This window comes from Enterobacter sp. MGH85 (assembly GCF_001037655.1).
GTDB lineage: Bacteria > Pseudomonadota > Gammaproteobacteria > Enterobacterales > Enterobacteriaceae > Enterobacter > Enterobacter intestinihominis.
The window spans coordinates 2,328,456-2,350,737 of the sequence record NZ_KQ089925.1; the positions used below are offsets into that span (position 1 = coordinate 2,328,456).

Here is a 22,282-nt window from a genome sequence, read left to right on the forward strand (position 1 = left end):
CTTTCGGCGGCTTCGCCGTGCGACAGGCTCACGTCTAAAAGGGTAGTAAACATGAAAAAAACTCTAAGCCTAAAAGATGCAATGCGTAGCCTTCACGTTATCGAAACCGATGAAGGAATCGAACTACAAAGCGCAGCTGGCACGGCAAAATATGATGCATGGGGCGCACGCCGTGAGGTGAATGGTATCCCAGAGTACTTTCCCTCTTCTGTCACGGTAAATAAGCGTCAGCCTGCGCCAGTGGGCGATAAAGCCCCATCTGTAACTGATGAATCATGCGCACCATTAGTACGCACAATGAAGCTTCGTGTTGAGTTGGACACCTCAGACGCACAAAAGGCTATTGATGATCTGGACGACAAAATCCGTAATAGCCATGCATTCAAAGTCCTGAAAGATGGCTTGTCATTCGAAAAGAACGGGGCGCTGGTGATTAATGACGGGCAGGTGTTCATTACCGATGCGAAGATTAGCGGTGGCGTATTGTCTACAAACTATAACGTAAAGTTGAACGACTCCGATAAAGGCAAGCCGCACGAAGCTGGCATGACCCTCGGTATTGAAGGTGACCAGAGCAAGGTAGTGTTTAAAGCTGATCGCTTTCATGTGCATGAAGCCGATCCATCCATCATCGGAAACGCCGTTGTATCAGCCACGAAGACGAAGATTGGGTTTGGCGATGAAACGAAGCAGGCCGTCATTGATGCCGTGCGTGAAAGCGATTTGTTCGCAGCCCTCCAGGCAAGTATTAATGCGCAGGCAGCTTCAGTAGCTAGCCTGCAACAGGCGATGCACGATGCGGTGAACGGTGCTATCCGCAATGCGCTCAAGCCTGGCGGTTTCCTCTGGAATGCACGGTCGCGTGGATTCTGACGGGAGGTAATATGCAGGTCACTATTGATGGTGTCCCGTTTGTGCCTGCCTGCGCTTCAGCGTCACGGATTGGCATTGCCATTTCGACACATCAGCGCGCAGACGTATTAAAACGAGCACTCGAACAGCACATGAAGCATCTTCCCGCCGGCGCGCTGGTGGTGGTTGTCGATGATGGTTCAAAACCTGCAGCGGTAGTGCCACACGGCGTGCAGCTGCTTCGCCATGAAACATCACTCGGCATTGTTGCATCGAAGAACGCCAGTTTAACCGCGCTGATGGACGCCGGGTGTGAACATCTTTTCCTTTGGGACGATGATGCTTTTCCGATTGCTGATAACTGGCACTTGCCATACATCGAATCACCCGAACCGCACCTGGCTTACCAGTTTCTCGATCTGGCAGGAACGAATAAGCTGAAGGACATGGCGGTCCTGTACCGGGATGATAAGCACATCGCTTACACCGGGCAGCGTGGCGTGATGCTGTATTACCACTGTAGCGCTATCGAGAAGGTTGGCGGTTTCGATCCGGTTTACGGTCGCGGCATGTACGAACACAGCGACCTCGCCCTGCGCATCCATAATGCTGGCCTGACGACGTGGGCTTACGGTGATGTGGTCGGTTCAGAAAAACTGATCCATTCTCTCGATGAGCATGAAGCCGTAGAGCGTTCGGTACCGCGTCCCGACCGACAGGCGCTGGTGGAACGTAACGTGAAGATCCACAACGAACGGCGTGATGCCGGGTTTACTGGTTACGTTGAATACCGCCAGCAGCGCGATGTAGTTATCACAACGCTGCTCACCAGTCAGCCTGACCCGCAGCGCGGCACGAAAATGGCGGCCTCGCCTGACATGCTGAGCAAATGGGCGGCCTCGCTTCGCCAGTGTGGGCGTATAGCGCTGGTGGATGAATTACTGACGGCCCCGGCCGATGTTGAGCTGTATCTCGTACCTGACGTGAAGATGAATGTCTACTTCCGTCGCTGGCTACACATCTGGCAGCACCTGCGAGAACACCCTGAATACCGGTTCGTCTGGTGTACCGATGGTACCGATGTCGAAATGCTTCGCGCGCCGTGGGAAGAAATGGAAGCCGGAAAGGTGTATGTCGGTTCAGAACCAAAGACCTACGCCGATACCTGGGCAAAGCAGAACCATCCGGAGCGCATCTATCAGGAATTCATTGAAGAGCACCGCAACGATGTGATGCTTAACGCTGGGCTGCTGGGTGGTACCCGCGCTGATGTAATGGCGTTCGCTCACGGCATCATCCGTCTTTACTACCGGATCGAGAGTTATCGGTTCTGGAAGAAAGAACAGGCTGGCGCCGCGGTGGGCGACATGCTGGCGTTCGGCATTGTTGCGAAGTCATTCGCTGACAGGCTGGTCACCGGCCCTCTGGTGCATACCGTGTTTAAAACTGATGGCATCGGCAAAGAAAATGCCTGGTGGCGCCATAAATAACAGGAGGTCTTATGATTTCGTATGAGGTTGAGTTCCCGACCCAAAAATCTGTAAGTTTCAAAATTAATGGTTACTCCTCAGCAGAGGGACTGGACTGTAAAACGGTAGAGGCTATTGGCGGTGAAGTCAAAGTACAGCTCGATAAGAAAAACATGTTGACTGTACCTTATCGTGAAGACATTACAGCAGACTTTACTCTTGAAGGTTACAAGCAGCGCGCTGAAACTCACGCGAAAACTGTAATCGATCAGATTGTGAATGCGGCTCAGCACCGAGCCGCCGACGATTTAATTCAGGAAGTTACGAACGCGATTGCTTCTTCTGAATTATTTTCTCAACTCTCTTAATCGCTTCGTGAGCATCTGGGGCAGATGAAATTTCAGGCGGTGTAACCTCCTTCAGTACATCCATCAGAACGTCCCCAACATTCTGTTTTGGTGACAGCTTGTTAACAGCTTCAATAATCAAAGAAAAAACCAGTTTATTGGTGGCTTTTTCAATCTTTAATTCACGTTGTAAATCTGCAACTGCTTTTTCCAGTTCTGACATGGAGCTCATGGGTATTTTCCTTATCGGAGGTAATCAGCTATCCCCCCGCGACAGAGTGCGCCAGTGTCCCACCACTGACGGGCTGAATGCTTACCTTAACCAGGGTTAAAGCGGAGCAACACCCTGATATTCAGACAGTAGCCGCCATCGTGCGGCTTTTTTATTGGAGATTCGCTGGTGGCTGAAGAGATTAAGTTTGTGGTGGTCGGCCATGTTTCTCGCATAGTTCATGCACAACGACTTGCAGCGCTGCTGGATGCTCATCTGCTTATTGATGACGGTAACCGCGGCGCGAACTGGAATCATCGTCGCGCTATCGAATGGGCTGCTGAGCAACCTTGCCGGGTAGTGGTGTTAGAAGACGACGCGCTGCCGGTTGAGGGATTCACCGAGACGGTAACGGACTGGATAGCGCGCTTTCCTGACGACATGCTGAGCTTTTATCTCGGTACCGGCCGACCGCCGCAGTATCAGAAAGAGATTGCCGGAATGCTGGTGGATGCGGATCGCGTCTGTGGTGACCACATCGTATTAAGCAAGCTGATTCACGGCGTATGTTATAGCCCTCCTCAGGGCAGGTTGGCGCGCATGCTCAGCACATGGAATAAAACGTTGGCAGCTGATTACGCCGTTGGTGAGGCATTCGGTGGCCGAGTAATTTATCCGTGTTACTCGCTGGTGGATCACGCTGACCTCCCGACGGTTGAGCGTCACCCTGACAACGAGCCGAGGACAGAACGCCGCCGCGCATGGAGGCTGGCATAAGCTGTTGTTTATCCCATCCTTCCTCACTTTGAGCACCGTCACGCATGGAGACTGGCATGAACAAAGAGCCTCGCGTATATGGCAGCCGATGGGATAAGGCCCGCCTGCGTTTCCTGCAGCAGCACCCACTATGTGTGATGTGCGAGCAGCAGGGGCGGATTACCCCAGCAACGGTGGTTGACCATATCGAGCCCCACAAACTTAAAGATGCGCTTAAGTCACGTAACCCGCTGGCTATATCGAAAGCACAGCTCCTGTTCTGGAGTAAAGAGAACTGGCAGCCACTGTGCAAAGCTCATCATGACTCAACGAAGCAGAGAATGGAGAAGAGCGGCACAGTCATCGGCTGTGATGCAAACGGCTACCCGCTCGATCCTGCTTCTCACTGGAGCACGTAATGACACAAGACCAACAAACGATCCTGATGTTCAAAGGGCTTATTGCTTCATTGCCTGAAGAGAGCCAGTCGAAAGTGAAGAAGGCAGAGCAAGCCATCCGTGAAGTACTGGCAACTTATCCTGATGGCGAGGCGACGATTGCACTCGGTTTGATTGGTGCAGAGCTTCAGTGCGATGAATTGGAACATGTAACAAAATGAAATTATTTCAAATGCAATGATCTCAAGTGAGAATGAATCGCATCAGTGGTAGGGGGGGGATCAAATCTTCAAAACCTTTGCCCCAAATGACCGCCGCCAAAGTTTGATTTTAACGCTAACCCGATTTTTTTAGTTTTAAGGTGTTGACATATGGCAGATAAACGAACCCGTTCCGACAGTTCGGCGGCAGCGGTTCAGGCCATGAAAAATGCATCAGTGGACACCATCGATCCTCCGTCCCATGCAGGTTTGGAAAAAAAAGCCGAACCATTCTGGCATGACAATATCAGATCGAAAGCTCTGGACAGCTGGACGCCAGCCGACCTTCTGGCCGCCGTAGAACTGGCAAATAACCAGCTCTATCTCACCGTTTTACGCAGAGATTTGCGTAAAGAAGAACGCGCGCGCGGTGAAGCGAGAAATGAGGCACTGATTAAAAATCTCCGCAAACAAATTCCTGATTTGCAGCGAACTATCCTGGCTCAGCGCCGTGACCTGCAGATCCATTCCCACGCAACCAACGGTGAAAGCCGCGACCAGAAGAAACGCAATCAGAATGATCGTGATGCACGAAACACGAAAAACGAGCATCAGGGCCAGGACGACAACCTGATCGCCTTTCCCAAGCACGGATAAAAGACTATGACGCGAGGTGAGCGTGTAATAGCGTTCATCGAGCGCTATTGCATCGTGCCGGAAGGCAAGCTTATCGGTCAGCCAATGAGGCTAGACCCCTTTCAGAAAGAATTCATCCTGGCGGTTTACGACAATCCAGCCGGAACGGATATGGCGATCCTCAGCATCGCACGAAAAAATGGGAAGACAGGCTTAATCGCCGGAATCCTGCTGGCACACCTGGTAGGGCCAGAAGCGGTGCAGAACACGCAAATTGTCAGCGGTGCACTTAGCCGGGAACAAGCAGCCATCGTTTTTAACCTCGCGGTGAAGATGGTTAACCTGAACCCCAGTCTGCAGGAGATAGTGCACATTACGCCGAGCGGCAAAAAGTTGATCGGTCTGCCGTGTAACGTCGAATACAAGGCTTTATCCGCAGAAGGTAAGACGACGCACGGCCTTTCCCCCATTCTGGCCATTCTCGATGAAACCGGGCAGGTTAGGGGGCCGCAGGATGATTTTATCGATGCAATAACTACCGCGCAGGGGGCCCATGAAAACCCGCTGCTGATTGTTATCAGTACGCAGGCAGCAAACGATGCTGACCTGCTGAGCATCTGGATTGATGATGCGGTCAAATCGAAAGATCCGCACATCGTGTGCCACGTTTATGAAGCGCCAAAGGACGCTGATATCAGCAAACGCGAGTCCTGGCTGGCTGCGAACCCGGCACTGGGAACATTCAGGTCAGAAAAAGACATGGCGCGCCAGGCCGAGAAAGCAGGCCGAATGCCAAGCTTCGAAAACACCTTCCGAAATCTCAACCTCAATCAGCGCGTTTCTACCGTATCGCCATTTATCTCCCGTAGCGCGTGGGAGCTTTGCGGAGAGATGCCGATTAACACCCCGAGGAAGTGGTACGCGGGGCTGGATCTGTCAGCCAGGAACGACTTAACGGCGCTGGTTATCGCTGGCGAAGCAGATGATGGTGTCTGGGATGTTTTCCCCTTCTTCTGGACACCGCAAAAGACTCTTGAAGAGCGAACCAAAACGGACCGCGCACCCTATGACGTTTGGGTGAGAGAGGGGCTGCTGCGCACCACGCCAGGCGCTTCGGTGGATTACTCATTCGTCGTTGCGGATATCGCAGAAATTATCGGTGATTTCGACCTTACCTCGATGGCTTTTGACCGCTGGCGTATTGACCAGTTCAGGAAGGATGCCGATGCCATTGGGCTGAGCCTCCCGCTGGTCGAGTTCGGCCAGGGCTTTAAGGATATGGGGCCAGCTGTAGACACGCTGGAGTCTCTGATGCTTAACGGGCGCGTGAGGCATGGCATGCACCCCGTATTAACGATGTGTGCTGTGAATGCGGTGGTGGTGAAAGATGCTGCTGGCAACCGCAAGCTCGATAAGTCCAAAGCAACAGGCCGTATTGATGGCATGGTCGCAATGACAATGTCCGTTGGTGCTGCTAATGGGGAAGTTACCGAACAGGGTGGTGACTTCGATGACTTCATTTTCCGACCGCTGAGCATGTGATGGAAGAACCTAAATACACGATTGACCTGCGAACCAATAACGGCTGGTGGGCAAGGCTGCAGTCCTGGTTTGTCGGCGGGCGTTTAGTCACCCCAAATCAGGGCTCACAGACGGGGCCTGTTTCGGCCCACGGACACCTGGGCGATTCATCCATTAACGATGAACGGATACTGCAAATTTCGACGGTTTGGCGCTGCGTGAGCCTGATTTCAACGCTCACGGCATGCTTACCGCTTGATGTCTTCGAAACCGACCAGAATGACAACCGCAAAAAAGTGGGTTTGAGCAATCCGCTGGCGCGACTGCTGCGCTACTCACCGAATCAGTACATGACCGCCCAGGAATTCAGGGAGGCCATGACGATGCAGCTCTGTTTCTACGGTAACGCGTATGCACTGGTGGACCGCAACAGCGCGGGTGACGTGATCAGCCTTCTCCCGCTTCAGTCTGCCAATATGGATGTGAAACTCGTCGGAAAAAAAGTGGTTTATCGCTATCAGCGCGACAGCGAATACGCCGACTTTTCGCAGAGAGAGATTTTTCACCTTAAAGGCTTCGGATTCACCGGGCTGGTCGGCCTGTCCCCCATTGCTTTTGCCTGTAAATCGGCAGGTGTGGCAGTTGCGATGGAGGACCAGCAGCGAGATTTCTTTGCCAATGGCGCCAAGTCTCCGCAAATCCTCTCAACCGGCGAAAAAGTGCTAACTGAACAGCAGCGCTCGCAGGTCGAAGAGAACTTCAAAGAGATCGCCGGCGGCCCGGTTAAAAAACGCCTTTGGATTCTGGAAGCGGGCTTTTCCACATCGGCAATTGGCGTAACGCCGCAGGATGCCGAAATGATGGCGTCCCGAAAATTTCAGGTAAGTGAACTGGCGCGATTCTTTGGCGTACCGCCTCACCTTGTCGGCGACGTCGAGAAATCAACGAGCTGGGGATCGGGCATCGAGCAGCAGAATCTCGGCTTCCTGCAGTACACCCTGCAGCCCTATATCTCCCGGTGGGAAAACAGCATTCAGCGGTGGCTTATTCCTGCTAATGATGTTGGCCGCATTCATGCTGAGCACAATCTCGACGGCCTGCTGAGGGGCGATTCGGCATCCCGCGCTGCCTTTATGAAGGCAATGGGAGAGGCAGGGCTACGCACCATCAACGAGATGCGACGAACGGACAACCTCCCGCCATTGCCGGGTGGAGATGTGGCTATGCGCCAGTCGCAATACGTGCCGATCACCGATTTAGGAACCAACAAAGAGCCCCGTAATAACGGGGCTTAATTTTTATGGGGGCCGTAATGCCTGAGATCGTAAAAACGCTGTCCTTCGACGAGACAGAAATCAAATTCACCGGTGACGGTAAACAGGGGATTTTTGAAGGCTACGCCTCTGTTTTTAATAACACCGATTCCGATGGCGACATCATTCTGCCCGGGGCGTTTAAAAACGCACTGGCGAACCAGACCCGCAAAGTGGCGATGTTTTTCAACCACAAGACGTGGGAGCTGCCGGTTGGTAAATGGGACAGCCTGGCCGAAGACGAAAAAGGTCTGTATGTGCGTGGTCAACTGACGCCAGGGCACAGCGGCGCCACCGACCTGAAAGCGGCAATGCAGCACGGTACCGTTGAGGGGATGTCGGTTGGTTTTTCAGTTGCGAAAGACGATTACAACATCACTACCACCGGCCGCATTTTTAAGAATATTCAGGCCCTGCGTGAAATCAGCGTTTGTACCTTCCCGGCCAACGAACAGGCTGGCATTTCAGCCATGAAAAGTGTCGATGGCATTGAAACGATCCGTGATGTGGAGAACTGGCTGAGGGATTCAGTCGGGCTCACCAAATCACAGGCAGTTGGGCTAATAGCCCGGTTTAAGTCAGCGATTCGGAGCGAGTCCGAGGGCGACGGAAACGAAGCACAAATCAAAGCTCTGCTTCAGAGCATCAAATCTTTCCCTTCTAATTTAGGTAATTAATTATGTCTGAACTCGCTCTCATTCAAAAAGCTATCGAAGAGTCACAGCAGAAAATGTCCCAGCTTTTCGATGCGCAGAAAGCAGAAATCGAAAGCACTGGGCAGGTTTCCAAGCAGCTGCAGTCCGACCTTGCGAAAGTACAGGAAGAACTGACCAAATCCGGCACTCGCCTCTTCGATCTTGAGCAGAAACTGGCCTCCGGTGCCGAAAATCCGGGTGAGAAGAAATCCTTCTCCGAACGGGCTGCTGAAGAGCTGCAGAAGTCCTGGAACGGCAGCAAAGGCAGCTTCGACGCGAAAACCTTTAACAAGTCGCTGGGCAGTGATTCTGATTCTGCAGGCAGCCTGATCCAGCCGATGCAGGTTCCAGGCATCATCATGCCGGGCCTGCGCCGTCTGACCATTCGTGATCTGCTGGCGCAGGGCCGCATTTCCAGTAACTCCCTGGAATACGTCCGTGAAGAGGTGTTTACCAATAACGCCGATGTGGTGGCGGAGAAAGCGCTGAAACCTGAATCGGATATTACCTTCAGCAAACAGACCGCGAACGTGAAGACCATCGCCCACTGGGTGCAGGCGTCACGTCAGGTTATGGACGATGCGCCAATGCTGCAGTCATACGTCAATAACCGCCTCATGTACGGTCTGGCGCTGAAGGAAGAAGGCCAGCTGCTGAACGGCGACGGTACCGGGGATAACCTGGAAGGTCTGAACAAAGTGGCTACCGCCTACGACACCTCGCTGAATGCCACTGGCGACACCCGCGCTGACATTATCGCTCACGCTATTTACCAGGTGACAGAGTCTGAGTTTAGCGCTTCCGGTATCGTCCTGAACCCGCGCGACTGGCACAACATTGCGCTGCTGAAAGACAACGAAGGCCGCTATATCTTCGGTGGTCCTCAGGCGTTTACCAGCAACATCATGTGGGGCCTGCCAGTGGTTCCGACTAAGGCTCAGGCCGCCGGTACCTTTACGGTTGGCGGTTTCGATATGGCCTCTCAGGTTTGGGATCGCATGGATGCCACCGTTGAAGTCAGCCGTGAAGACCGCGATAACTTCGTGAAAAACATGCTGACCATCCTGTGCGAAGAGCGCCTGGCGCTGGCGCACTATCGCCCGACGGCAATCATCAAGGGCAGTTTCTCTTCTGGCTCATGATGGAGGGGGCGGGGTGACCCGCCCTTTTAACTTATGGCGATAGATGTTCTGGATGTAATTGGCCTCCGCCTGTTTAAGCAGCAGATTGAATTTGAGGAAGACGACAGGGACGAGCTGATCACCCTGTACGCTCAGGCAGCTTTTGACTACTGCATACGCTGGTGCGATGAACCAGCATGGAAAGTTGCAGCTGATATTCCTGCAGCCGTTAAGGGCGCCGTTCTCCTTGTCTTTGCTGACATGTTTGAACACCGCACCGCGCAAAGCGAAGTACAGCTTTATGAGAACGCCGCAGCAGAACGCATGATGTTCATCCATCGCAACTGGCGCGGAAAATCTGAACCTGAGGAGGGCTCCTGATGGAACCTGGACGATTCAGGCACCGGGTAAAAATTCTCACCTTCACGACTTCGCGCGATCCATCTGGTCAGCCGGTTGAATCGTGGACTGGTGGCAACCCGGTCCCGGCTGAGGTAAAGGGGATCAGCGGCAGAGAGCAGCTTTCAGGCGGCGCGGAAACGGCGCAGGCAACCATTCGCGTCTGGATGCGCTTCAGGTCAGAGCTGAATGCATCTTCTCGTCTGGAAGTGCTCAGCGGCCCGTATAAAGGTCAGGTGCTAAATATCATCGGTCCTCCTGTAGCAAATGCGACCGGCACTCGCCTGGAAATTCTTTGCAAAACGGGAGCTGAAAAATGATTGAGACGAGCCTCGATTTTTCCGGGTTAAATGACATCGCAAAGGACCTGGAGGCGCTTAGCCGCGCTGAAAACAACAAGGTCCTGCGTGATGCTACGCGCGCCGGTGCCGAAGTGCTTAAGGAAGAAGTAATCGCACGCGCACCAGTGCGCACCGGGAAACTGAAAAAAAACGTGGTGGTGGTGACCCAAAAAAGCCGCCGCCGCGGGGAGATTTCTTCCGGCGTCCATATTCGTGGCGTTAACCCGCGCACCGGCAACAGCGATAACACGATGAAGGCGAATAACCCGAGAAACGCCTTTTACTGGCGCTTTGTAGAACTGGGCACTGCGAACATGCCTGCACATCCGTTTGTACGACCCGCTTACGATACGCGCGAGGAAGAGGCCGCCAGCGTCGCCATTGCCAGGATGAATCAGGCTATTGATGAGGTATTGAGCAAGTGAATGAAGATAATATCTACGCCTTGCTTTCTTCCCTGGCAGAAGGGCGGGTATATCCCTACGTTGCACCATTAGGTAGTGACGGAAAGCCGTCTGTCTCGCCACCCTGGATTATTTTTTCCATCGTCGATGATGTTTCCGCTGACGTGCTGTGTGGCCAGGCAGAGAGCAGGGTTTCCATTCAGGTAGATGCTTACTCAACCTCCATCAAAGAGGCGCGCGCGCTCGTGGAAGATGCTCTAGTGGCGCTACGGCCACTAAACCCGACGGAGGTCGCCAGGCTCCCCGGATACGAGCCCCATCGACGACTCTACCGCATGACCCTCGATTTCAGGGTTACCCCCTGACAATTAATTCACCCAACGAACCCGCCTGATGGCGGGTTTTCTTTTTCCAGGAGACAGCTATGTCTGCACTTTATGAAAAATCGCAGCTGACGAAGATCCTTATTTCCTCTCTGCCAGCCACCAAAGAAACGATGGATTCCGCAACCTTCCTCGATCTGAGTTGCACCATCAAAGAAATTCAGTTCACCGGTGGTCAGAAGCAGGATATCGACGTAACAACGCTTTGCTCTACCGAGCAGGAGAACATCAACGGCCTGCCTTCTCCGTCAGAAATCTCTCTATCCGGTAACTTCTACAAGAATCCGGCGCAGGACGCCTTGCGTGAAGCGTATGACAACGATACGACCTACGCTTTCCAGGTTATCTTCCCGTCCGGCAAGGGCTTTAAGTTCCTGGCTGAAATCCGCCAGCACACCTGGTCTTCCGGTACCAACGGCGTAGTGGCGGCAACGTTCTCCCTGCGCCTGAAAGGTAAGCCTGAAAACATCGAGTCTGGCTCCTGAGAGGTCTCATGAAGAATATTAAAAATCTCGCCCTGGCTAAGATGTCGGGATTTCGTCATAAGACGGTCGCCGTTCCTGAGTGGGAAGGCGTCAAAGTGGTTCTCCGTGAGCCGTCAGGTGAAGCCTGGCTGCGCTGGCAGGAAGTGGTGAAAGCGGGTGCTGATGATGAAAATGTGTCAGTATCGGAAAAGGCACACCGTAATCTTTGCGCTGACGTTGTGCTCTTCATTGACGTTCTGTGTGACACCGATAAGCAACCGGTATTCAGCGTAGATGAAGAAGAGCAGGTGCGTGAAATCTACGGCCCCGTCCATTCACGCCTGCTAAAACAGGCGCTTGACCTGATCAACAACGCGGACGAAGCGCGGGAAAAGTCTCAACCCCCGGCGTAAAGTTTCTGATGTCGCTTGCGCTCCGGATGGGGCGCACGCTATCAGAACTTCGGCAGAACATGACGGCAAGCGAGCTTCTGATGTGGATTGAGTACGACAGGCAAAGTCCGGTTGGCGATATTCGCGGGGACATTCAGGCCGCCCAGCTCGTCTCTGCCATCTACGGATCACAGGGGGCAAAAGTACCGCTGGACGATGCGATCCTGCGCTGGGGTGGTGACGAGCAATCAGCACCAAAAGACCCGTTTGCAGGACTTGAGGCTGCACTTACAGCTGCGACACAGTAAGAACATTCTTTTTACTCTCTGGCTAAAGAAATTTGGTGATTACAATCCCGAGCCTGCTTTAACACGAGTTTAATCCAAAATAAATTGCTGTTAATCTGAGAAAAAACTAAGAGGATGTGCAATGAAACGATTTATTTTGGCCCTGGGTATCTCTAGCGTGCTTTCAGGTTGTGCCGGCCTGCTTGATAAACAGGACCCTATTTGTTCTGGTGTGGCCATGGTTGGCGGACAAGAAACAACGGTGCAAATTTATGGCATTCGTAAGGTGGTTGAACAAACTCAGTATCGAGCTGGTTATCCGTTTAACTGGCAGTGGGTCGCAGCCAATAATTTCAAATCCAATACTTGTTCAAAATGAGTTTGTCAGATACGAACTCCTAAGTTAGCATAATGTTGCTGCTGTGAATCCACCTATGCGGATGGGCGTACAGTCAAATTTCTCTGATGAGAAACGTAAACGAGATCGCGAGTTCTTTGACTGGAGGACTCACCGGGAGGCACCCGGCACAGCAGCAACAAATTAAACCTCGCTCCGGCGGGGTTTTTTTTCGCCTGGAGAAATGTGATGGCAACCTTACGCGAATTAATAATCAAAATTTCCGCTAACTCGCAGTCATTCCAGACGGAAATTTCCCGCGCCTCACGTATGGGGCAAGACTATTACCGTACCATGCAAAATGGTGGACGACAGGCCGCCGCCGCCGCCCGTGAGAGCGAAAGGGCTCTATCCGATTTGACTGATGGATTTGCATCAGTAGGGAGAGCAGCAGCCGCTGCTACAGCTGCCTTTGCGACAGGTAAACTTGTTCAGATTGCCGATGAGTGGAATTCAGTAAACGCTCGTCTAAAGCAGGCCTCATCTTCTGCTGATGATTTTGCTGCCTCTCAGCGGCAGTTAATGGAAATAAGCCAAAGAACCGGCACGGCATTTTCAGATAACGCAAACCTTTTTTCTCGCGCAGCTGCCTCAATGCGCGAGTACGGTTATAGCTCTGACGAAGTTCTGAAAATTACAGAAGCTGTCTCTACCGGTCTTAAGCTTTCTGGGGCTAACACTCAGGAGGCGAGTTCTGTTATCACTCAGTTCAGTCAGGCGCTCGCACAAGGCGTTCTTCGTGGTGAAGAATTCAACGCCGTTAACGAAGCAGGTGATCGTGTTATTCGCGCACTTGCCGCCGGAATGGGCGTGGCCAGAAAAGACCTGAAGAGCATGGCTGACCAGGGGCAACTTACGATTGATAAGGTTGTACCTGCATTAATGAGCCAGTTGGGCTCATTACAGGGTGAGTTTGCCAGCATGCCGCAAACAGTTTCCGGATCCCTGCAAAAAGTCACAAACTCGTTCATGGCATGGGTTGGCGGTGTCAACCAGGCTACAGGTGCTACCGATGCGCTATCTGGTGGCCTGGACGGGGTTGCCCAAACGCTTGATTCATTTACATCATCGGCAGTAAGTGGCGCACTGAGTGATGTTGCAGACAATATGTCCACGATCACAACAGTGGCGGGTGCGCTTGTTGGTGTTGGGCTGGCAAGGTATCTCAGTGGAGTAGTAACTAGCGCCACGAGCGCAACCGGCGCGCTAATTTCTGCGGCTAAGTCAGAGGTCGCACTTGCTGTTGCGCAGGATAAAGCGGCTCAGTCTGCTGTTGCAGCTTCAAGGGCTGAAGTTTATCGAGCCCAGCAAGCTGTTCAGCGTTCACGAAGCGCAGATGTCCAAGCTGCTCAGCAAGAGAAAATTGCGGCAGCGGAAGCAAAGGTTACAGCAGCTCAAGCCAGGCTGACTACTGCTCTTGCAACTGGCACCGCTACGGAAAAAGTCAGAGCCAGAACTGCGCTTGAACGTGCACAGGCAGGGCTGGTGGCCGCAAAAAACGCCGATGCCCAGGCTGTTGCAGAAAGGCGTTTGGCCGCGACACAGGCCTCCTTAAGCCGGAACCTTGCAAACCGCGTTTCGACTCAGAGCAATCTCAATAGCGTAACATCTGTCGGTACTCGGCTGATGAGTGGTGCGCTTGGCTTGATTGGTGGCGTGCCTGGGCTGGTGATGCTGGGAGCAGGCGCCTGGTATGCGATGTATCAGAATCAGGAGCAGGCTCGTCGTTCTGCACAGGAGTATGCCAGTCAAATTGACGAGATTAGAGAGAAAACATCTCGCATGTCCTTATCGGAAACGGATGACAACCGTGGTAGGACTGTTGGAGCCCTTGTCGAGCAAAATCGTCTGATTGATGAGCAAGCAAGGAAGGTTGGTGACCTGAAGTCTCAAATTGACGATCTTAATGCCTCCCGTGGTAAGCCGGGCATTACCAGCGAGAACGATGCCAATATTTTAAGCGCTATCGCGATTGTTACTGATCAACTCGCGGTTGAAGAGGGAAAATTGAATGATATGCGAGATAAGTCTCGCGGAATTCAGCAGGCCCTCGAAGAAATAGAGCGGCGTCGTAACGATTTGATACGTGAGCAAGCCTGGCGTCAGAATGCTGTATATCAGTCACTAATTATGATGAATGGGCAGCATACTGAATTTAATAAACTTCTTGGTTTGGGCAATCAACTTCTCATGGCTCGCCAGGGGCTGGCTAACGTCCCGCTCAGACTCCCGCAGGCAGACCTCGACAAAAAGCAAACCGATGCCATCGAAAAGAGCCGCCGGGATCTGGAGTTGTCACGCCTGAAGGGGGAGGCCAAAGAGCGCCTGCGGCTGAGTTATGCAGCCGATGACCTGGGGTTAACCAGTGATCCACAATTCCAGACTGGACGTCAGGAGTTGATTAATAACGGTCTGGCTGAATGGCGGAATAATGAGGCCAACAAACCCAAGGCGAAGGGCGGTAAAACCGAAGGAGAGAAAACAGAGGATGTGTATAAGCGCCTTATCAAGCAGCAAAAAGAGCAGATCGCCCTGCAAGGTCAGAATACTGAACTGGCGAAGGTTAAATATCAGGTCAGCCAGGGCGAACTTGCTTCTCTGACGGAAGCCCAGAAAAAGACGGTATTGCAGAATGCAGCGCTGATTGACCAGGTTAAATTGCGTGAGCAACTGCGAAATTACGAAGCCAACCTTGCCGACAGTAACGCCAGCGCCCGCGCAGCTAATGAAGCGCAACTGCTTGGTTACGGGCAGGGAACCAGGTTCCGTGAAAGACTTCAGGAGCAGTTCAATCTGCGTAAGGAGTTTGAGCAGAAGAATACCGATCTTCTCCGCCAGCGTCAGGCTGGTGAAATCGACGAGACGTTCTATCAGCAGGGGCTGACACTTAATAAGCGCTACCTCGAAGAGCGCCTGCGCGACCAGGAGGGATATTACGCAGCTTCTGATGCGCAGCGTGACGACTGGATGACGGGACTGTCTGAGGGTTATGCGAACTGGGTGGACGAAGCTACTGATTATTCTTCCATGGCCGCTGACGGCATGAAGCAGGCTATGGGTGGCGCGGTCACCACGATCACCGACATGCTCAATGGCAACGTTGACAGCTGGAAGGACTGGGGCGTGAGCGTACTGAAGATTATTCAGAACGTTCTGGTGAACATGGCTGTTGCTAATGGCGTCAGCTCAATTGGATCACTGTTCAGTTTTGGTGCCTCGTCAGCCGCAACCGCCAGCAGCGGTACCGCTATTCAGAATGCTGGCGCGAACTTCACATTTAATGCGAAGGGTAACGTTTACGACTCTCCGTCCCTGAGCGCTTACAGCAATGGCGTTTTCCAGACGCCTCAGCTGTTTGCTTTTGCCAAAGGCGCAGGGATTTTCGGCGAGGCAGGTCCTGAAGCAATCATGCCCCTCACGCGGGCACCTAATGGTGATCTTGCCGTTCGCGCAGTGGGGATGCCGCAGGTCTCTGGCGGTGTGCCTTCAGTTAACTTCGGCGATATCAATATTCAGGGCGGATCTCCACAGGCATCCAGTCAGGGTACTGCCGGAGCAGCAGGCAGGCAGCTTAAGGATGCCATCACTGGTGTCATTAACGAACAGGCCAGCATGCCGGGCTCGCCTCTGTGGCGATTAATCAAGGGAGTTTAACCATGGCAGTCGAAACCTTCAGCTGGTGCCCAAAGGTTGCCTCTCAGGTTGATACAAGTTTTCGTACCCGAAAGGCGCAGTTTGGTGATGGCTATACACAGGTGGCCGGGGACGGCATCAACCCGGTAACACCTCAGTGGAGCGTGAGCTTTACCGGCGACGAGGCTTACATTCAGGCCATTAAAAACTTTCTGAACAGACATGCAGGGTGGAAGTCATTTATCTGGAAGCCGCCGCTTGAGCCTTCAGGTTTATGGCGCGCGGAATCCTTCCAGATATCTACCCACGGCAACAAAAAATACACCCTCAGCAGCACATTCATACAGGCATACCATCCATGAGTATTTCATCTGATGTCCAGAAACTGGAACCGGGTAAGCGCGTCCGCCTGATCGAGGTGGACGGCTCAGCGTTCGGTGCGGGTATTCTTCGCTTTCACAACGAGACAATCCCGCATACCGAGGCGGAAATCATCGCCGCAGGCGGCGACGAGTCAAAACTTGAGCCGAAGTCGGTGTGGTGGCAGGGGCAGGAGTATGGCGCGTGGCCGTATGAACTGACCGGCATATCTGTAAGCAGTGACGGCCAGAGTTCACGGCCGTCTCTCACCGTGGCAAACATCAGCGGTACGATTGGCGCGCTGTGCCGAAGATTTCAGGGGATGGCTAAAGCTAAGGTGATCATCCATGACACTTTCGCACACTATCTAGACGCCAGAAACTTCCCTGATGGGAACCCGACTGCGAATCCCAACGAGGAGCGCAAACAGGTTTATTACATCGACCGTAAGTCAGGATCGGACGATGAAACCGTAGAGTTTGAGCTTTCCAGTCCAGCCGATCTGCGCGGGCAACTTATTCCGACCCGGCAAATTCAGCCAATGTGCACGTGGTGCATGCGGGGCTGGTACAAAACCGGGAACGGCTGCACCTACGCCGGGCAAAACGGCTGGTTCGATAAAGACGGCAACCGGGTGGATGATCCTTCACAGGATGTTTGCTCCGGACTGCTGTCAACGGGCTGCAAACCTCGTTTCGGAGAGAATGAACAGCTGGATTATGGCGGGTTCCCCGGCGCTTCACTTCTGAGAGGATAATCATGCGCGACAAAACAGTTAGCGCCATTCTGGCGCATGCCGCCACATCCTTCCCCGAGGAGTGCTGTGGCGTGGTTATTCAGAAGGGGCGGGTGGAGAAATACATCCCCTGCAAAAATAATGCTGAGTCGCCGACTGAGCAATTTGAACTCAATCCTGAGGATTATGCGGCCGCCGAAGAGCAGGGCACTGTGGTGGCGATCGTCCACAGTCACCCCGGCGACGGGGCAACAACCCAGCCGAGCGAGCTCGACATGCTGATGTGTGATGCCACGGAACTGCCCTGGATTATTGCATCGTGGCCGGAGGGCGACATTCGCACCGTCATGCCTCGCGGAGACCGTCCCCTCACAGGACGCCAGTTTGTGCTCGGGCATGCAGACTGCTGGTCTCTCATCATGGACTATTTCCGCATCGAACACGGAATTGAACTGCCCAACTACAGCGTAGATCGGCACTGGTGGGAGCAGGGTGAAAACCTCTATATGGACAACTGGCAGGAATGCGGTTTCCGTGAGTACGACGGTCCCGCTCAGCCCGGTGACATGGTTATCATGCAGGTACAGTCCACCGTCCCGAACCATGCCGGGATTTTGCTTGATGGCAATATGCTACTGCATCACATGTATGGCCAGCTAAGCCAGCGTATTCCCTACGGTGGCTATTACCGTGACCGTACCATCAAAATTCTGCGTTATAAGGATTTGATGTAATGGAAAGAAAAACCGTTATCAAACTCAGCGGCTCAATGGCTCAGCGATTTGGCAGGATACATCGCCGCGCACTAACGTCGGCCAGCGAAGTGTTCAGGGCACTTTCTAACACCATTGACGGATTTGATGCCTACCTGCGAGAGACCAGAGCGAAAGGGCTGGACTTTGTCATCTTCCGAAACCAAATAAACATAGGCAAGGAAGAGTTTGAACTTCTTGGGCCTGGTGATGAGCTCCGAATTATCCCTGTCATACGCGGTAGTAAAAGGGCGGGCCTCTTTCAAATTGTCACTGCCGCCGCAATTGCGGCCTTCACCTGGTGGAACCCAATAGGATGGGCAGCAAGCACACAAATGGCACTATATGCCGCAGCTGGTTCTATGGCCGTTGGCGGTGTAGTGCAGATGCTCTCTCCTCAGGTTTCAGGTCTGCGAATGCGCCAGGAACCTGATAACAAACCCTCCTATGCGTTTGGTGGTCCCGTTAACACGACGGCATCTGGCAATCCCGTCCCCCTGCTTTATGGGCAACGGGAAATTGGCGGCGCCATTATATCCGCCGGGGTTTATGCAGAAGATCAGCAATAAACCAAACCACGTACTGCATGCCACCTGACGGTGGCTTTTTTATGGACGCGATATGACGACGACAATCATCAAAGGCCGCGGTAAAGGTGGCAGCAACCAGACCCGAACGCCCGTTGAAGCACCGGACAGCATTCAGTCCATTGCAAGGGCAAAGGTGCTGATTGCTCTTGGGGAGGGTGAGTTCGCCGGCGGGCTTGACGGTAAAAATATTTTTCTTGGTGACTCATCTTCATACACGCCTCTTCAGAACGACGACGGAAGTTATAACTTCAATAATGTGAAATATGAGTTCCGTTCCGGTACTCAGGACCAGGACTACATTCAGGGCTTCCCTGGCATTGAAAACGAACTTCAGGTTTCATATGAGCTGAAACAGGCTGTGCCGTACGTGCGCGCGGTATCCAACACGCAGCTCTCTGCGCTGCGAATTCGCCTGGGATGGCCAACTCTTTTACTCCAGAAAAACAACGGTGATAAAGTCGGCACCCGCGTCGAGTATGCTATCGATCTGTCGGTCGATGGCGGGCCGTATGAAACGGTGGTTAACGGTGCTGTTGATGACAAAACCACGTCGCTTTATGAGCGCAGTCACCGCGTCAATCTTCCGAAAGCCTCGACTGGATGGCAGTTGCGGGTTCGCAGAATCACGCCGGATTCCACGAGCATGAATATCGTCGACACCATGCGCGTTGTGGCCGTTACTGAAATTATTGACGCCAAAATTCGCTACGTTAACACAGCGCTGCTGTATGTAGAGTTTGACGCAAAGCAGTTCCCTAATGGCATTCCTCAGGTTGTGTGCAATCCGAAAGGGCGAATCATCCGTGTACCTGATACTTATGATCCCGAAACCCGCACTTATTCTGGTACATGGGAGGGCGTATTTAAATGGGCGTGGACGGATAACCCTGCCTGGATTTATTACGACATCATTCTGAACGAGCGCTTCGGGCTGGGTCAAAGAATCGATGCGAATCAGATAGACAAATGGGAACTTTATCGCATCGCCCAGTATTGCGATCAACTGGTACCAGACGGCAAGGGCGGCAGCGGGACGGAGCCTCGTTTTCGTTGCAACGTTTATATCCAGGACCGTAATGACGCCTGGACCGTACTTCGTGATCTGGCGGGTATATTTCGCGGCATGACGTACTGGGGCGACAATAAGATGTATGTCCTGGCTGATATGCCACGGGATGTGTGGCACATCTATAACCACGCCAGCGTTGTTGAAGGAAAATTTACTTTTGCGGATCCGAGTGAAACCACCCGAAACACTGCCGCGCTGGTGAACTGGTCTGACCCAGCTAACCACTACAAAGACACGCCTGAGCCTGTTTACGATAACGATCTGGCCATGCGCTTCGATTATCGTCAGCTCGAAATGACTGCAATCGGCTGCACCAGGCAGTCAGAGGCAAACCGGCGGGGGCGCTGGGCGCTGCTTACCAACGGTATCGGCGAGGTGGTGACCTTCAGCACGGGCATGGACGTTCCCCCTGTTGGTGAGGTGATCGGCGTGGCTGCTAACGAGCTGGCCGGAAGAACTATCGGCGGCAGGGTGAGCGCGGTTAACGGCCGCAACATAACCCTCGATCGCGCTGCTGATGTGAAAGCCGGTAATAGGCTGTTTTTGAATCTTCCATCAGGCACAGCTCAGGCCAGAACCGTCCAGGCCGTTAACGGAAACACAGTCACTGTCACCACACCCTACAGCGAAACGCCGGAGGCTGAATGTAACTGGGGCGTGGACTCTGACGATCTGTTTATAGCGCTTTTCCGTGTTACGGGAACGCGGGACAACAACGATGGCACTTTCGAAGTCACCGGGACGACTTACAACCCTGATATCTATTCCGCCGTTGATACCGGCGCAAGACTTGACGAGCGGCCAGTCAGTGTCATTCCACCTGGGGTTCAGGCTCCACCAGGAGATATTGTCGTAGACAGTTACTCTACGGTTAACCAGAACATTGCGATTACCACTATGCGTGTTGCCTGGGATTCTGTTCAGGATGCAGTTGCGTACGAGGCGGAATGGCGGCGTGACAGCGGCAACTGGATTAGTGTGCCCCGAACGTCTTCTCTCGGCTTTGAAGTGCAGGGTATCTACTCGGGTCGCTATCTGGTCCGTGTCAGGGCGGTGAACGCCAGCGACGTTTCATCAGTATGGGCGACATCATCAGAAGTAAATCTTACGGGTAAAGTGGGCAATCCGCCGAAACTGGTCGGCTTCATCGCTTCCGATAATGTGGTATTCGGTATCGAGCTGAGCTGGGGATTCCCGGCGAACACCGACGACACGCTGAAGACGGAAATTCAGTACAGTCTGACCGGGACGGAAGACGATGCGATGCTGCTGGCAGACGTACCCTATCCGCAGCGCAAGTATCAGCAGATGGGCCTAAAGGCTGGGCAAATTTTCTGGTACCGCGCGCAGCTGGTGGACCGCAGCGGAAACGAATCAGGGTATACAGACTTTGTGCGCGGACAGGCCAGCATTGATGTATCCGATATCACCGATGCCATTCTGGAGGACATGAAAGGTTCCGATACGTTCAAAGACCTGATCGAGAACGCGGTAGACAGCAATGAAAAAATTGCTGGCATGGCTGACGACATCAAACAGGCCAACGACGAACTGGCGCAACAGGCGCAGGAAATCGCAAAAAACGCCCAGGATATCGGGGAAGTTCAGACCAGCGTTACAAACCTGACGAGCACGGTTGGAGATGTGTCTTCTTCTCTGAGCGAGCTTGAGCAGACAGTGGCGACGGCTGATACCGCGCTGGGCCAGCGCATCGATAACATCAGCGTGTCTGTGGACGGCATGGCGGGGGGAGTGAAGAACTCCGCTATCGCGATTATTCAGGGCAACCTGGCGCAGGTGGCCGCGCGCAAAACGCTGTCGGCATCGGTCGCCGGTAACAGTGCGCAGCTGGATCGCATTGATGAGGTGATCGTCAACGAGAAGGAGGCAACGGCGCGTTCGCTGCTGAGTTTGCAGACTGACGTGAACGGAAACAAGGCATCCATCAACAGCCTGAACCAGACGTTCTCCGATTACCAGCAGGCCACGGCCACGCAGATAAACGGCATCACGGCGACCATCAACGGGCACACTTCAGCGATCACCACCAACGCGCAGGCCATTGCGAACGTCAACGGCGACCTGAAGGCGATGTACAGCATCAAGGTCGGGTTATCCAGCAATGGTCAGTACTACGCCGCAGGGATGGGGATCGGCGTGGAGAATACGCCGTCCGGCATGCAGTCGCAGGTTATCTTCCTGGCTGACCGCTTCGCCGTTACTCACCAGGCCGGAGCGACCGTTACGCTTCCTTTCGTTATCCAGAACGGGCAGACCATAATTCGGGACACGGTCATTGGAGACGGGACGATTGGAAACGCCAAGATCGGCAGCTATATCCAATCTTCAACCTGGGACGGCACCGGGAACGTTGGCTGGCACATCAACAAATCTGGCTACGCGACGTTTAACAACGTGACCGTTCGCGGCTCGATTTACGCCACAAACGGTAATTTTTCTTTCAATGGCTCCGGCAACACAACGGTGATTAATGGTAATGGCGTAACCATTAATATTCCGGGTGGCGGCCGCATCGTACTGGGGACGTGGACATAA

General features: G+C 53.3%; 25 protein-coding genes and 1 pseudogene. 25 read left to right on the forward strand and 1 reads right to left on the reverse strand.

Annotated features, from left to right (window positions below):
- Nucleotides 1-51 precede the first annotated feature (51 nt).
- From SK51_RS11070 to SK51_RS11080, 3 genes are read left to right on the forward strand one after another with little or no spacing between them, the layout of a single operon-like run.
- Nucleotides 52-873: a phage tail tip fiber protein gene (locus tag SK51_RS11070; RefSeq protein WP_048206697.1), complete on the forward strand. Its 822-nt coding sequence runs from the start codon at nt 52-54 to the stop codon at nt 871-873.
- A gap of 11 nt (nt 874-884) precedes the next feature.
- Nucleotides 885-2,342 carry a glycosyltransferase family 2 protein gene (locus SK51_RS11075; protein WP_048206699.1) on the forward strand — a complete coding sequence of 486 codons (1,458 nt, stop codon included), beginning with the start codon at nt 885-887 and terminating at the stop codon, nt 2,340-2,342.
- 11 nt (nt 2,343-2,353) lie between these two features.
- Nucleotides 2,354-2,689 carry a hypothetical protein gene (locus SK51_RS11080; RefSeq protein WP_023296835.1) on the forward strand — a complete coding sequence of 112 codons (336 nt, stop codon included), beginning with the start codon at nt 2,354-2,356 and terminating at the stop codon, nt 2,687-2,689.
- Here the strand turns inward: SK51_RS11080 and SK51_RS11085 are convergent.
- Nucleotides 2,643-2,900, reverse strand: coding sequence for a hypothetical protein (locus SK51_RS11085; RefSeq protein ID WP_023296834.1), 258 nt, complete (start codon nt 2,898-2,900; stop codon nt 2,643-2,645). The genes SK51_RS11080 and SK51_RS11085 overlap by 47 nt on opposite strands.
- Nucleotides 2,901-3,068: 168 nt before the next feature.
- Here SK51_RS11085 and SK51_RS11090 point away from each other — a divergent pair, with 168 nt between their 5' ends.
- The 22 genes and pseudogenes from SK51_RS11090 to SK51_RS11195 all read left to right on the forward strand — a co-directional run bounded on the left by SK51_RS11090 (nt 3,069) and on the right by SK51_RS11195 (nt 22,282).
- Nucleotides 3,069-3,656: a hypothetical protein gene (locus SK51_RS11090; RefSeq protein ID WP_407057360.1), complete on the forward strand. Its 588-nt coding sequence runs from the start codon at nt 3,069-3,071 to the stop codon at nt 3,654-3,656.
- Nucleotides 3,657-3,712: 56 nt separating this feature from the next.
- Nucleotides 3,713-4,054, forward strand: coding sequence for an HNH endonuclease signature motif containing protein (locus SK51_RS11095; protein ID WP_048206702.1), 342 nt, complete (start codon nt 3,713-3,715; stop codon nt 4,052-4,054).
- On the forward strand, nt 4,054-4,254 hold the full coding sequence (locus SK51_RS11100) for a hypothetical protein (RefSeq protein ID WP_048206703.1): 201 nt from the start codon (nt 4,054-4,056) through the stop codon (nt 4,252-4,254). Before SK51_RS11095 ends, SK51_RS11100 begins: the two co-directional genes overlap by 1 nt.
- Before the next feature lie 150 nt (nt 4,255-4,404).
- Nucleotides 4,405-4,890 carry a hypothetical protein gene (locus SK51_RS11105; RefSeq protein ID WP_048206704.1) on the forward strand — a complete coding sequence of 162 codons (486 nt, stop codon included), beginning with the start codon at nt 4,405-4,407 and terminating at the stop codon, nt 4,888-4,890.
- A 6-nt stretch (nt 4,891-4,896) separates the two neighbouring features.
- Entirely contained in the window at nt 4,897-6,411 is a 1,515-nt protein-coding gene (locus tag SK51_RS11110) for a terminase large subunit (protein WP_048206705.1), read from the forward strand.
- The gene (locus SK51_RS11115) at nt 6,411-7,685 is read left to right on the forward strand and encodes a phage portal protein (protein ID WP_048206706.1); all 1,275 of its coding nucleotides are present in this window, start codon (nt 6,411-6,413) and stop codon (nt 7,683-7,685) included. Before SK51_RS11110 ends, SK51_RS11115 begins: the two co-directional genes overlap by 1 nt.
- Nucleotides 7,686-7,702: 17 nt before the next feature.
- Nucleotides 7,703-8,380 (forward strand): HK97 family phage prohead protease, encoded by a 678-nt coding sequence (locus SK51_RS11120; RefSeq protein ID WP_048206707.1) that lies wholly within the window; start codon nt 7,703-7,705, stop codon nt 8,378-8,380.
- A 2-nt stretch (nt 8,381-8,382) separates the two neighbouring features.
- A complete protein-coding gene (locus tag SK51_RS11125; RefSeq protein ID WP_047749348.1) occupies nt 8,383-9,540 on the forward strand; it encodes a phage major capsid protein in 1,158 nt (385 codons plus the stop codon).
- 33 nt (nt 9,541-9,573) lie between these two features.
- Nucleotides 9,574-9,900, forward strand: a complete 327-nt coding sequence (locus SK51_RS11130) for a head-tail connector protein (RefSeq protein WP_016063563.1) — start codon at nt 9,574-9,576, stop codon at nt 9,898-9,900.
- On the forward strand, nt 9,900-10,238 hold the full coding sequence (locus SK51_RS11135; RefSeq protein WP_016042205.1) for a phage head closure protein: 339 nt from the start codon (nt 9,900-9,902) through the stop codon (nt 10,236-10,238). Before SK51_RS11130 ends, SK51_RS11135 begins: the two co-directional genes overlap by 1 nt.
- Nucleotides 10,235-10,684 carry an HK97-gp10 family putative phage morphogenesis protein gene (locus SK51_RS11140; RefSeq protein WP_006809157.1) on the forward strand — a complete coding sequence of 150 codons (450 nt, stop codon included), beginning with the start codon at nt 10,235-10,237 and terminating at the stop codon, nt 10,682-10,684. The genes SK51_RS11135 and SK51_RS11140 overlap by 4 nt, the downstream gene beginning before the upstream one ends.
- Nucleotides 10,681-11,028 carry a tail completion protein gp17 gene (gene gp17, locus SK51_RS11145; RefSeq protein WP_048206708.1) on the forward strand — a complete coding sequence of 116 codons (348 nt, stop codon included), beginning with the start codon at nt 10,681-10,683 and terminating at the stop codon, nt 11,026-11,028. The genes SK51_RS11140 and gp17 overlap by 4 nt, the downstream gene beginning before the upstream one ends.
- Before the next feature lie 59 nt (nt 11,029-11,087).
- Nucleotides 11,088-11,507: pseudogene (locus SK51_RS11150) on the forward strand (phage tail tube protein); the annotation flags it as partial.
- A 32-nt stretch (nt 11,508-11,539) separates the two neighbouring features.
- On the forward strand, nt 11,540-11,923 hold the full coding sequence (locus SK51_RS11155) for a phage tail assembly chaperone (protein WP_001549114.1): 384 nt from the start codon (nt 11,540-11,542) through the stop codon (nt 11,921-11,923).
- Nucleotides 11,924-11,931: 8 nt separating this feature from the next.
- Nucleotides 11,932-12,210: a phage tail assembly protein T gene (locus SK51_RS11160; protein WP_023305929.1), complete on the forward strand. Its 279-nt coding sequence runs from the start codon at nt 11,932-11,934 to the stop codon at nt 12,208-12,210.
- Nucleotides 12,211-12,331: 121 nt separating this feature from the next.
- Nucleotides 12,332-12,568 (forward strand): phage exclusion lipoprotein Cor, encoded by a 237-nt coding sequence (gene cor, locus SK51_RS11165; RefSeq protein ID WP_042863304.1) that lies wholly within the window; start codon nt 12,332-12,334, stop codon nt 12,566-12,568.
- A gap of 207 nt (nt 12,569-12,775) precedes the next feature.
- Nucleotides 12,776-16,240, forward strand: a complete 3,465-nt coding sequence (locus SK51_RS11170; RefSeq protein ID WP_048206709.1) for a phage tail tape measure protein — start codon at nt 12,776-12,778, stop codon at nt 16,238-16,240.
- A gap of 2 nt (nt 16,241-16,242) precedes the next feature.
- A complete protein-coding gene (locus SK51_RS11175) occupies nt 16,243-16,581 on the forward strand; it encodes a phage tail protein (RefSeq protein ID WP_022648745.1) in 339 nt (112 codons plus the stop codon).
- Entirely contained in the window at nt 16,578-17,336 is a 759-nt protein-coding gene (locus SK51_RS11180) for a phage minor tail protein L (protein WP_006809150.1), read from the forward strand. The genes SK51_RS11175 and SK51_RS11180 overlap by 4 nt, the downstream gene beginning before the upstream one ends.
- 2 nt (nt 17,337-17,338) lie before the next feature.
- Nucleotides 17,339-18,049: a C40 family peptidase gene (locus SK51_RS11185; RefSeq protein WP_022650858.1), complete on the forward strand. Its 711-nt coding sequence runs from the start codon at nt 17,339-17,341 to the stop codon at nt 18,047-18,049.
- Nucleotides 18,049-18,636, forward strand: a complete 588-nt coding sequence (locus SK51_RS11190; RefSeq protein ID WP_045347590.1) for a tail assembly protein — start codon at nt 18,049-18,051, stop codon at nt 18,634-18,636. Before SK51_RS11185 ends, SK51_RS11190 begins: the two co-directional genes overlap by 1 nt.
- 52 nt (nt 18,637-18,688) lie before the next feature.
- A complete protein-coding gene (locus SK51_RS11195; protein WP_048206710.1) occupies nt 18,689-22,282 on the forward strand; it encodes a TipJ family phage tail tip protein in 3,594 nt (1,197 codons plus the stop codon).

Bases quoted from the DNA above. Each gene is read 5' to 3' on its own strand.
- SK51_RS11070 (WP_048206697.1), top strand. From the start codon at position 52: ATGAAAAAAACTCTAAGCCTAAAAGATGCAATGCGTAGCCTTCACGTT.
- SK51_RS11075 (WP_048206699.1), top strand. From the start codon at position 885: ATGCAGGTCACTATTGATGGTGTCCCGTTTGTGCCTGCCTGCGCTTCA.
- SK51_RS11080 (WP_023296835.1), top strand. From the start codon at position 2,354: ATGATTTCGTATGAGGTTGAGTTCCCGACCCAAAAATCTGTAAGTTTC.
- SK51_RS11085 (WP_023296834.1), bottom strand. From the start codon at position 2,900: ATGAGCTCCATGTCAGAACTGGAAAAAGCAGTTGCAGATTTACAACGT.
- SK51_RS11095 (WP_048206702.1), top strand. From the start codon at position 3,713: ATGAACAAAGAGCCTCGCGTATATGGCAGCCGATGGGATAAGGCCCGC.
- SK51_RS11100 (WP_048206703.1), top strand. From the start codon at position 4,054: ATGACACAAGACCAACAAACGATCCTGATGTTCAAAGGGCTTATTGCT.
- SK51_RS11105 (WP_048206704.1), top strand. From the start codon at position 4,405: ATGGCAGATAAACGAACCCGTTCCGACAGTTCGGCGGCAGCGGTTCAG.
- SK51_RS11110 (WP_048206705.1), top strand. From the start codon at position 4,897: ATGACGCGAGGTGAGCGTGTAATAGCGTTCATCGAGCGCTATTGCATC.
- SK51_RS11115 (WP_048206706.1), top strand. From the start codon at position 6,411: ATGGAAGAACCTAAATACACGATTGACCTGCGAACCAATAACGGCTGG.
- SK51_RS11120 (WP_048206707.1), top strand. From the start codon at position 7,703: ATGCCTGAGATCGTAAAAACGCTGTCCTTCGACGAGACAGAAATCAAA.
- SK51_RS11125 (WP_047749348.1), top strand. From the start codon at position 8,383: ATGTCTGAACTCGCTCTCATTCAAAAAGCTATCGAAGAGTCACAGCAG.
- SK51_RS11130 (WP_016063563.1), top strand. From the start codon at position 9,574: ATGGCGATAGATGTTCTGGATGTAATTGGCCTCCGCCTGTTTAAGCAG.
- SK51_RS11135 (WP_016042205.1), top strand. From the start codon at position 9,900: ATGGAACCTGGACGATTCAGGCACCGGGTAAAAATTCTCACCTTCACG.
- SK51_RS11140 (WP_006809157.1), top strand. From the start codon at position 10,235: ATGATTGAGACGAGCCTCGATTTTTCCGGGTTAAATGACATCGCAAAG.
- SK51_RS11155 (WP_001549114.1), top strand. From the start codon at position 11,540: ATGAAGAATATTAAAAATCTCGCCCTGGCTAAGATGTCGGGATTTCGT.
- SK51_RS11160 (WP_023305929.1), top strand. From the start codon at position 11,932: ATGTCGCTTGCGCTCCGGATGGGGCGCACGCTATCAGAACTTCGGCAG.
- cor (WP_042863304.1), top strand. From the start codon at position 12,332: ATGAAACGATTTATTTTGGCCCTGGGTATCTCTAGCGTGCTTTCAGGT.
- SK51_RS11170 (WP_048206709.1), top strand. From the start codon at position 12,776: ATGGCAACCTTACGCGAATTAATAATCAAAATTTCCGCTAACTCGCAG.
- SK51_RS11175 (WP_022648745.1), top strand. From the start codon at position 16,243: ATGGCAGTCGAAACCTTCAGCTGGTGCCCAAAGGTTGCCTCTCAGGTT.
- SK51_RS11180 (WP_006809150.1), top strand. From the start codon at position 16,578: ATGAGTATTTCATCTGATGTCCAGAAACTGGAACCGGGTAAGCGCGTC.
- SK51_RS11185 (WP_022650858.1), top strand. From the start codon at position 17,339: ATGCGCGACAAAACAGTTAGCGCCATTCTGGCGCATGCCGCCACATCC.
- SK51_RS11190 (WP_045347590.1), top strand. From the start codon at position 18,049: ATGGAAAGAAAAACCGTTATCAAACTCAGCGGCTCAATGGCTCAGCGA.
- SK51_RS11195 (WP_048206710.1), top strand. From the start codon at position 18,689: ATGACGACGACAATCATCAAAGGCCGCGGTAAAGGTGGCAGCAACCAG.